Here is an 8,388-nt window from a genome sequence, read left to right as displayed (position 1 = left end):
ATCAGTCGACCTCGGGTTTGGGCTGAATTTCTGATTCAACGATGCGCAGGATCGATGCCGACGCCTTGTCGCTTTCGGTCTTGATCTCAAAGATCTCGACCTTGGCTTCGCCGCGTTTGGTCGCGACGAAAACCTTCGTGCCTGGCTCGACTTCCAAGCCCTCGGGAACGAGGTAGTCGTAGGTCTTGTCGCTGAAGCCGAATTTGACGGCGACGATGGTGCGGGCGGGCGTGAAAAGGTCGCTCATGACACACTCACCCGCTCTTCGAGCTCGATGCCCGGCACAGTGCGTCCGGCGTCGACGGCGCGCTGGGCGAGCTTCATGAGCAGATCGCGGATCTCAGGATGATCGAGCATGTAGGCTGACAGCGCCGCCCAGTCCGTCACCGTGGACACGACCTGTTTGACCTGGCGACTGGCTGCCTTGCCGTATGTGCCTTTGATCGGTGCCGGAGCGGCGGCTACGGGCGCGGCGACGGGTTCCGGCGTCGGGACCGGCTTGCCAGCTTCTGCGGCCTTCCTTGCATGTTCCTCGGCGGCCTGGCGTGCCAGTTCGGCCTTGCGCTCTTCCTCGCGCTGCTTGCGCAGCTTTTCCGTCTCGTAGGCGCTCATCGCGGCGCGGATGCCGTCAGCGGCAGCCTTCGCTTCCTTGACCAGCGGCTGCCATTCCTTGTCGATCTCCTTACCGGCCTCGAGATGAGGGCGCTTCAGCGCCTCACGCTTCTTGTCGGCTTCGCCCGACAGCTCATTGAGCCGGGCGCGCAGCGACTGCGCCTTGGTAAGGGTCGCGTCGTCGGTGATCTTGGCGTAGGGACTGGCGCCCTTCTTGGCCGCTTCGATCTGGTCTCGAAGGACTTCGATCTCGCTGACGTCGCCGCTGTTGTGGCCTGGAGGCGGCGGAGCGATCTGCTCCGCGACGGTTTTGTCATCATCTGCCCAACCGCCGCCGGAGACGGCGCGCTGATAGGCTTCGTAGCTGATCGGATTACGACATGCCCAATTCCACGTCTCGGCGGCGTCTACCTCGCGGTTGTTGCGATAGGCCAGCCACTGGCCGGTCGCCTCGTCGCGCCAGATCGCGACGGCCTCGTAAGGCTTACCCTTGAAGCGGTTGCGGTAGTAACCCTGCTCCGGGCTGTCGACGGAAACCGGCAAGCTCTTGCCGATCTCGGCCGGGTTCTTCAACGCGGCGAAGTACCAGGTCCAGGGATCGACGATCTTTGCGGCGGCTGCGCCGATGCTCTGCATGGTCATGATGGATTCCTTTCGGCGCGGATGATCTGTTCAAGGTCGCGGATGACTTCTCGGGCTTGGCGAGGGAGTTGCGATGCCAAGAGGATTTCGCAGGCTGCGAGCTGCTCGTGCCGGTCAGGCTGCCAAAGCTCGCGCGGGCGATATTCGGTGACGTGGGTGAGGGAGGCGGCCATCGGTCAATCCCCACTGTCCCAAGACATGTCTTTGCCGCAGTGCTTGCACTCGCCGCGATGGTCGCCGCGATTCGATTGCTCGCGTGTCGCTGTCAAAATGCGCTCATGGCCGGGGCATGCTGCCTCTCGGGCAACGCGAGCCTGATATCTGCGGGCGAAAATCTGCCCGTCTGGATCGAGCAAGCCGATCTCGTCTTCCGTCAGCAGACCGACTGGCGTGCGGCGGACGCGGGCGATGCGCTCTTCCGAAGTCTCCATCACAGCGCGACCTCCATCATGAGTTCTTCGCAGCCGTAGACCTGATCCTCACCGCATGCCTCGCATTCGTAGCCGCAGGCGTCAGGCTCGACACCATCGACCTCAAGACCGCAGGCCAGGCAAAAGCCGGGATTGTCGAGCGTCGTCAGGCGCCGGCCGCACGCTTCCATGACGGCGGTCTCGGTGACGTCGGCGTGCCAGAGTTTACGGTCCAGCATCACGCGGCTTCCTTCCGTTCGGCTTCAATCCGGTCGAGCGATCCCGACGCGCGGTCGATGACCGATAGCGCGTGGCCGATGCTCGATTGCGTGATCGGCAGATTTGCTTTGGCGTCATCGCGCCAAAGCTCGACCCAGGCTTTGAGCAGGCTGAGGTCGTGGCGGATGGCTTGGAGTTCGTGGCGCATCACGCGGCCCGCCCGTAGGCGTCGGCAAGTGCCGCAGAGCCCCATTGGTCAGCCATGGCGGCGGCAATCCCCGGAAAGAACCGGGACCGTTCGCGCCAGCGATCCGGGCCGGGCGACATGTGATGGACCCGAGGAGAGCGGCCGGTGACAATCTGGGTGGGCACAAGCGGAGGCAGGTTCTTCAGCCAGAAGCAAGTGCGCTTGACCTCGCCATGACCGAACTGCCACGGCTGGACGCTCTGCCCGAACTCGGCATAGTTCGCGATTCTCGCCTTGGCGTGCTTGTGCATGACCGGGTTTTCAATGGCGATCCGGTCGATCGCCGCATTCCAGAACGACGAGAACAGCGCCGCGCCTTCGTCCAATTCGTCCCACATCTGCTCTACGGTCTTGCCCGGTGGCGGGGTGGTCAGCCAGCGAACGCCGCTGTTGCAAAGGCGGGTGCAAGGTGGATGCGCCACCATGAGCAGATCCCAGCCGTCATTCAGGATTTCACGAGCATCGCCGGTGATATGGCGATTGCTGCCATCCTCACTTGGCAACACGTCGCACGACCAAGCGTCATGACCGCGCTCGAGGAAGGCGTTGCGGACGGTTCCGGAGAACTCACAGGCGACAAGGACGCGGAGTTGCATCACGCCACCGCCTTTCGGCAGTCGCGTAGGGCGCGCATCTCGAGCTCTTCCTCGTCGCGCCAGATGCCGAACCGGGCATAGGCACCGGACAGCGCGATAGCAGCCTTGCGGTTGAGCGGAACGATGGTTTCAAGCGCAACCTCGCGGCGGTCAGCGCACCATGCCGGGAAGGCCTGTTCCAGCGCAGTGGCAATACTCACACCACGATTGAGCGCCAGCGGCAGATCGACGGTGCGCGCGGCCGAATAGGTGGAGGTCGTCCAGAACGCGGCACGCGCGGCGGCTATCGCATCAATGGCGCTGGCCCGGATGTCGTCATAGCCGTTGTTGTAGACGTCGATGGCGTCAAGCAGCCGGCGGCGAACCGAGATCGGCGTTTCAGTCAGGTAGTCGCTGACGATCTTCTGGTAGGCGTTCATGTCCATTCCCTCGGTGGGTATGGACAGAATATGCGCTGTGCATAACTAGCAGTCAACAGGAAATATGCGCAAAGCATAATTTTTTCTTGCGGCGGCAAGACCGTGCGCATAAAAGAAAAGCCCCGGCGGGATGATCCGACCGGGGCGCGAAGCGGCGTAAACTCAAGTAGGGATATATCCCATGGTGCCATCAATGGCAACACAAACCACCGCTTCGCGGCGCAATTTTCGCATTATCTTGCGTCTGCTCGGATGTTCCCGGCAAGATGTTGCGTCACGAGCGCTGAAAGCGGCGGTTTTTCCTAGGGTGTCTCCCGCCTGCTCCGATCATCCGGCGCATGAAATCCTACGCGGTTCCCGATTCCAGTCTAATCGGGCGGTTGAGACGGGTAGGCGCCGTCCGAATGCTTTGGATGCGAGCTGAGGAGTAAACCGCGCAACATACCCTCAAGCTCTTGAGACGGACTGGCCCACCGGGTGTAACGGGCAGCGCGGGATATCTCAACTTCATAGCATCTCGACCTGCCGGCATAGGGCAGGGCGGAAGGACGGCCCCTCGGGCTTGAGGGTGAACGTCTTGATAAGGAGAAGTGTGTCTATATGATCCTGAAACTAGGAAAATCATCCCAGTTGGGTCGGAGGGATAATCGTTACGCCCTCTATGGCTGAGGTGGGTGCGATGGTTCTCCGTGACGCGCATCTTGGATGCGACTACGTGAATGGGCAACCGACGTTTTTTACATGATGCAGTCAGCGGCTCAGGAGGAAAAGGTTTCCGCCTCAACGATCAGCGATTTATAAAAGTAGAGCGCGGAGCCTGCCATTCCAACTGGAGACCTATTAAACAGATCCTTTTGAAGAAAGGTTGAGGGCGGGTCAAAGATATTGCCGTTTTTGTCCTTCACTGGTTGAGGTTCATACCAAATGCGAATTTTCTGCACTTCTTTCGGAATATGTAGATTCAGTGAATAAGCTTTTGGGCTATCGAACCCATAGTCAACATCGGCAGGGGTTCCCTCCGAAGTGACGAGTTTCAGGAGCCGCTCATCACCGTGAAAATCTACGGCGCGAGCGTGAAAGAGATATCTGAGCATCGGGTCGGTCCTCACCAACCTTTCCTTTGCGGCGAACCATTGGCGCGACTTGGCGTCCTCCCGCGACCCTGTTTTTAGTATCTCTGGAATTGAGTTGAGGGTTCCTAGGAATCCAAACCAGGCTTGTTCGAAATCGTCTATGGCAACGCCCAGCTGCAGTTTGGTGAGCAGTGGTAGGCTTTCAGTGGCTTGCCTAAATCTCCTTTTGGCCTTTTTGATTGCTGACGATTTCATAAGGGACACTCCGATGACGCCTGCCGTCTTCAAACTGCAGTCGGATCAAACGTCGCCGACGGAGTTGTAGACAAACCGCTTTGTCTCGCCGTTGCTGAGCTGCATGGTGCCTTCACCGCTGATCGGCCCGTCCATTGCGCGCGACAGTGTGGCGGTGCCGGTTATCCCGCCTGTGCACTGCACCGGAACGACCAAGGTCAGGTTGCTCCAGTTCGGGAACGTGCCGGCGCATGTCTGGGCGCTATCAGAGATCGAGAGCTTTCCGTTGTGGAGTGTGCCGTCCATGGTGACGGTGCCAGATCCGTGTTTTCCGGCGGCGTCGACGTAGGCCATCTTCACTGTCGGGCTGCAGCCGACCATCACAAGCAAACCTGCCAAGACACCGATCCATTTCATCCCCAAAGACTCCAAGGCTATGCAGTTTTCAATCTCAGTTGGCCCTGGATGCCACCCTGCCTGTTCACGCGCCGGATTGCTGTAGCGGGAAAAAACGTGAATATCTCGCCCACCCACGCGAGATGGACGTTCTCGATTGCCGGCGCATTCCATGAGATAAGGTTCACGCCATCTTGGCCGCGCAAAATCGTCTTAATGTAGCGCCGGCCATCAGTTGTTCTGACCGCAGCCTCTTCACCGTAGAAACTTTCGATTGAGCGGCGCTGCTCCCGGTAGACGATAATGACCACGCCGTCGCGGAATTGCGGCAACATCGAATCGCCCTTTACCTGAAGCGCGATCATGTCGGCCGGCAGATGAAATGGGACCTCGATTTGATCAAGGCCTTCAGGCGGAACCTGCTCGAAGTCCGGTTCGACCTCTGCCCCGGCGCCCACATAGCCCATCAGCGGGACAAACGTTGGCTGTGCCTCAGGCCCGTCACCTCTCCCGGTTAGGAGCCAGTCGGTCGAGATCCGAAACCGCCGTGCGTATTGCGCCGCCGCCTGGTTATCAAAGGCTCGGTGGCCGTTCTCGTGAGCAGCATAGGTTTGGTAAGGAACCGCCAGCGACGCCGCGGCCTCACGGGCAGAACGGAACCCTGCATTGATCCGGGCGGTCTTCAGGCGGTCGGCGATGTCTTCCTTGGTCATGCTATGCACTCTGCAAAATAAAATTATGCACAGGGCATTGACAGCGTATTATGCGTTTCGCATAACTACGCACCATGAGCACCGAGAAAACGATCACCGCAGAGCACGTCAAAGCCCTTCGCGAGAGCCGGGACTGGACGCAGCAACAGCTCGCTGACGAACTCGGCGTCGACCAGGCGACCGTTTCCAGGATCGAAAATGGTCTTGAGCCGCGCGGCCCGGTCAAGCGGCTGCTTGAGCGCATGATCGACAACCCGTCTGCAAAGGACGCGGCATGATGTCAGCGATCTCTTCGACCAAGCGCGCGTTGCAGATCGGTCAACAGACGGCGGGCGGTTGCTCGCGGGACAACTATCCGATCAACGATGCGCAGTTCCGGCCCGTCGTAGCCGACAAGCGGAACCTCGTCGCATCCGGTCAGCCGAACGAACTCGTCGCGAACGTCGACGTCGACGAACGTGCAGAACGTCCCCGCGATGATCTCAGGTTCGGTGAGCTTCGGCTTTTCTGCGGCCATCAATCTACGCTCCGGAGGTCAGCATGACCGGCTGGAACACCGACATAAAGGCCGCGCCGCATGGCCGGTACGTGGTCAGGCAGCACCGAGCGGGCATCGAAACGCGCGTGTTCATTCCGGAGCGCGTGATCCTCGCCACCAAGTGCGGCAGGGTCACCGTCAGCCATTACATTCCCGACGAAACGCGCTGGATGATGCTCGGCAAGAACGAGCAGCCCGTCGCATGGATGTCGTGGCCAGAGCATCCCGATTCGGCGCTTAACTCCTCCCGAGTTGCCGAACAGGCGGGCGCGGAACCTCCTTCCTCCGCGTCCGCCAATCCTTCCCGCGTCGACGGCGGCGGCTCCCTCACCATGACGCATCAGAACATCGCGGGTGCCGCATGAGCATCGTCGTGATCTGCACCGCCGACGGCACATGGATGGCGCGTGATCCGCGCACCGGAGCATTCGCGAGGGCGGAAGCCGAGGCCGAGCTGCGGCGCATTGTCGAACTAAGCGAGGCAGCATGAACACGCTCACATCGAGGCAAGCCGAGGCGCTGTCGTTCATCCAGTCGTTTCAGAGCGAGCGGGGCATCGGCCCGAGCTATGACGAGATCGCCGCCGAATTGGGTCTCGCTTCGCGGGGCAGGGTGCACGCCCTGGTCAAATCGCTCGAGGATCGTGGCGCCATCCGCAAGCCTGCCGGCCAGGCCCGCAGCTTCGAAATCATCGGAGAGCAGGGCGCCGAATATCATCTGAAGGCCATCCTGGCTGAAATCGGTCGAGCTGGCGCGGTGCATCAGGACAGCCTTTGCGTCATCGCCGCGATGCAGTTTCTCGGTCGGAGGGACGCATGAGCGTCTTCCTGATCCTAGCCGCGACCGCGATCATTTCATTCCTGAGCGGCGTTGCTGCTGAACGGGCCTTGACGGGCTATCGCGTCTCGCAGCGACAAGCCCACGCGGATGAGTCTCGGTTCCTCACGGCCCCAACCATTCCGCATTCCCTTGAAGACGTCGCTCGTCGGGCGGGGTGCTGAGAATGGGCAATCATCATTCGCCGGTCGGAGACGGCCTGGTCTCGAAAACAAGTCTAGCTGCGCCTTCGCCTGTCCCTGGAAGTTCATCCGATTGCGCATTTTCCACCTTCATTCCTGCTTTCGACTTTCTGCCGGCTCCAACCGGCTCAGTCGCTCTCTCTGACGGACACAGAGTAGGCGAAAGGAAACCAGCATGTCCGACACGAAACGGGTCAAATCCGACCTGAAGCAGGGCAACAGCGTCATGAGTACATCGATTGCGGCGATGGAGGCTTTCGACCTTCTCAATGCCGGAACCAGAAAGCACTACCGCGGCGCGGGTGACACCCCGACCGCAGCCCGCACCCGCGCGGCAAAAGAGGCGGGAATTTCACCAGCACAGGCAGAGCGTGTCTGGAAGCGTTGGCGGACGATGGCAAGCGTTGACGGCGATGTCTATCGCCGCCTGCGCAACAGATACGGCAACCTCTGCGCATGGATAGAAAACACGGCCGACGCCATGGAGCGGGAACGCCGGGAGATCGAGGAAACGGATGCGGTTTATCAAGGCCCTTCGCCGATTGGTGAAGGAATGGCTCGCCCTGCGAAGGGCGCGTCGAGACAGGAAATGAGATGAATTCAACCAACCGGAGCAACTGACATGGCAAAAGCAGCAGCAAAGCGCAGCGCAGTGAACGGCCAGACCGAGCGCGAGCAGTGGGAGGAACAGCAGTTCCTGAACGGCTTCCGCCAGATCAAGGAACACAAGTCGGATATCGCCGGCACATCTGGCGAGATGTCCGGGATCTATGACCGGCTCAAAAAGCTCGGCTTCACCAAGGCCGATGTGAAATGGGCTGAAGAGCTCGACGAGAAGGACGCCACCGAGGTCATTGCGACCATGGCGCGCCGGCTGCGCATCGCTCGCATGTTTGGTCATGGCGTTGCCCGGCAGATCGAGATGTTCGACGCCGACCGTACGCCGGCCGATGAGCGCGCCTATGGCGAAGGTCTTGCCGCCGGCAAGCTGCGCAAGGATGCCGGCAATCCCTACGGCGCCGACAGCCCACAAGGCCAGGCATGGCAGCGCGGCATGAATGACGGGACTGAGTTCATCAACAAGGACTTGGCCAGCCAGTTCGAACCATCGGGCGATGAGCTCGTGAAGGGCGCCGACAATGGCGAGGACCCGTTCGATGCCGCTGATCCGGCCAAAGTCGCGGCGGAGTAGGGCGCCCGTGACCAACCACACCCGCCAAGTTCTCGCAACCACTTGCCTTTGGGGCCTCGTGATCACCGCTGCCTACGC

The 8,388-nt window shown here is 60.7% G+C and carries 19 protein-coding genes; 7 read left to right on the top strand and 12 right to left on the bottom strand.

All coding sequences use genetic code 11. From position 1 onward, the window contains the following. Window position 1: 1 nt before the first annotated feature. The 11 genes from NKI24_RS10320 to NKI24_RS10270 form a co-directional block, all read right to left on the bottom strand. The gene (locus NKI24_RS10320; RefSeq protein WP_352745039.1) at window positions 2-247 is read right to left on the bottom strand and encodes a primosomal protein N' family DNA-binding protein; all 246 of its coding nucleotides are present in this window, start codon (window positions 245-247) and stop codon (window positions 2-4) included. Then, window positions 244-1,254, bottom strand: a complete 1,011-nt coding sequence (locus NKI24_RS10315) for a hypothetical protein (RefSeq protein ID WP_352745036.1) — start codon at window positions 1,252-1,254, stop codon at window positions 244-246. The genes NKI24_RS10320 and NKI24_RS10315 overlap by 4 nt, the downstream gene beginning before the upstream one ends. Further along, on the bottom strand, window positions 1,251-1,427 hold the full coding sequence (locus NKI24_RS10310; RefSeq protein WP_352745033.1) for a hypothetical protein: 177 nt from the start codon (window positions 1,425-1,427) through the stop codon (window positions 1,251-1,253). The genes NKI24_RS10315 and NKI24_RS10310 overlap by 4 nt, the downstream gene beginning before the upstream one ends. A gap of 3 nt (window positions 1,428-1,430) precedes the next feature. Then, the gene (locus NKI24_RS10305) at window positions 1,431-1,685 is read right to left on the bottom strand and encodes a hypothetical protein (RefSeq protein ID WP_352745031.1); all 255 of its coding nucleotides are present in this window, start codon (window positions 1,683-1,685) and stop codon (window positions 1,431-1,433) included. After that, a complete protein-coding gene (locus NKI24_RS10300; RefSeq protein WP_352745028.1) occupies window positions 1,685-1,903 on the bottom strand; it encodes a hypothetical protein in 219 nt (72 codons plus the stop codon). Before NKI24_RS10300 ends, NKI24_RS10305 begins: the two co-directional genes overlap by 1 nt. Further along, window positions 1,903-2,091 carry a hypothetical protein gene (locus tag NKI24_RS10295; RefSeq protein WP_352745025.1) on the bottom strand — a complete coding sequence of 63 codons (189 nt, stop codon included), beginning with the start codon at window positions 2,089-2,091 and terminating at the stop codon, window positions 1,903-1,905. Before NKI24_RS10295 ends, NKI24_RS10300 begins: the two co-directional genes overlap by 1 nt. After that, a complete protein-coding gene (locus tag NKI24_RS10290; protein WP_352745023.1) occupies window positions 2,091-2,726 on the bottom strand; it encodes a hypothetical protein in 636 nt (211 codons plus the stop codon). The genes NKI24_RS10295 and NKI24_RS10290 overlap by 1 nt, the downstream gene beginning before the upstream one ends. Further along, the gene (locus NKI24_RS10285; RefSeq protein WP_352745020.1) at window positions 2,726-3,145 is read right to left on the bottom strand and encodes a hypothetical protein; all 420 of its coding nucleotides are present in this window, start codon (window positions 3,143-3,145) and stop codon (window positions 2,726-2,728) included. The genes NKI24_RS10290 and NKI24_RS10285 overlap by 1 nt, the downstream gene beginning before the upstream one ends. Window positions 3,146-3,903: 758 nt before the next feature. After that, window positions 3,904-4,473, bottom strand: a complete 570-nt coding sequence (locus NKI24_RS10280; RefSeq protein WP_352745017.1) for a hypothetical protein — start codon at window positions 4,471-4,473, stop codon at window positions 3,904-3,906. Between the two features lie 45 nt (window positions 4,474-4,518). Beyond that, the gene (locus NKI24_RS10275) at window positions 4,519-4,869 is read right to left on the bottom strand and encodes a hypothetical protein (protein ID WP_352745014.1); all 351 of its coding nucleotides are present in this window, start codon (window positions 4,867-4,869) and stop codon (window positions 4,519-4,521) included. Window positions 4,870-4,886: 17 nt separating this feature from the next. Beyond that, window positions 4,887-5,561 carry an XRE family transcriptional regulator gene (locus NKI24_RS10270; RefSeq protein WP_352745011.1) on the bottom strand — a complete coding sequence of 225 codons (675 nt, stop codon included), beginning with the start codon at window positions 5,559-5,561 and terminating at the stop codon, window positions 4,887-4,889. Between the two features lie 74 nt (window positions 5,562-5,635). Here NKI24_RS10270 and NKI24_RS10265 point away from each other — a divergent pair, with 74 nt between their 5' ends. Then, window positions 5,636-5,839, top strand: coding sequence for a helix-turn-helix domain-containing protein (locus NKI24_RS10265; RefSeq protein WP_352745008.1), 204 nt, complete (start codon window positions 5,636-5,638; stop codon window positions 5,837-5,839). A 2-nt stretch (window positions 5,840-5,841) separates the two neighbouring features. On the opposite strand, the gene NKI24_RS10260 is transcribed toward NKI24_RS10265, so the two are convergent. Continuing rightward, window positions 5,842-6,078, bottom strand: coding sequence for a hypothetical protein (locus tag NKI24_RS10260; protein WP_352745006.1), 237 nt, complete (start codon window positions 6,076-6,078; stop codon window positions 5,842-5,844). Between the two features lie 23 nt (window positions 6,079-6,101). On the opposite strand from NKI24_RS10260, the gene NKI24_RS10255 reads away from it, so the two are divergent. From NKI24_RS10255 to NKI24_RS10230, 6 genes are all read left to right on the top strand, one after another. Then, a complete protein-coding gene (locus tag NKI24_RS10255; protein WP_352745003.1) occupies window positions 6,102-6,464 on the top strand; it encodes a hypothetical protein in 363 nt (120 codons plus the stop codon). Continuing rightward, window positions 6,461-6,589, top strand: a complete 129-nt coding sequence (locus NKI24_RS10250) for a hypothetical protein (protein ID WP_352745000.1) — start codon at window positions 6,461-6,463, stop codon at window positions 6,587-6,589. Before NKI24_RS10255 ends, NKI24_RS10250 begins: the two co-directional genes overlap by 4 nt. Further along, window positions 6,586-6,918 (top strand): LexA family protein, encoded by a 333-nt coding sequence (locus tag NKI24_RS10245; RefSeq protein ID WP_352744997.1) that lies wholly within the window; start codon window positions 6,586-6,588, stop codon window positions 6,916-6,918. The genes NKI24_RS10250 and NKI24_RS10245 overlap by 4 nt, the downstream gene beginning before the upstream one ends. Next, window positions 6,915-7,100 (top strand): hypothetical protein, encoded by a 186-nt coding sequence (locus NKI24_RS10240; protein WP_352744994.1) that lies wholly within the window; start codon window positions 6,915-6,917, stop codon window positions 7,098-7,100. Before NKI24_RS10245 ends, NKI24_RS10240 begins: the two co-directional genes overlap by 4 nt. 193 nt (window positions 7,101-7,293) lie before the next feature. Next, window positions 7,294-7,716 carry a hypothetical protein gene (locus tag NKI24_RS10235; RefSeq protein WP_352744991.1) on the top strand — a complete coding sequence of 141 codons (423 nt, stop codon included), beginning with the start codon at window positions 7,294-7,296 and terminating at the stop codon, window positions 7,714-7,716. Window positions 7,717-7,740: 24 nt separating this feature from the next. Next, complete coding sequence (locus NKI24_RS10230; protein ID WP_352744988.1) at window positions 7,741-8,310, top strand: hypothetical protein; 570 nt, start codon at window positions 7,741-7,743, stop codon at window positions 8,308-8,310. Window positions 8,311-8,388 lie beyond the last annotated feature (78 nt).

Origin of the sequence: Mesorhizobium sp. M0701 (genome assembly GCF_040320365.1) — a bacterium.
Classification (GTDB): Bacteria; Pseudomonadota; Alphaproteobacteria; order Rhizobiales; family Rhizobiaceae; genus Mesorhizobium.
The sequence above is the reverse complement of the archived record's forward strand: the minus strand, read 5'-3'. Positions and strand labels throughout refer to the sequence as shown.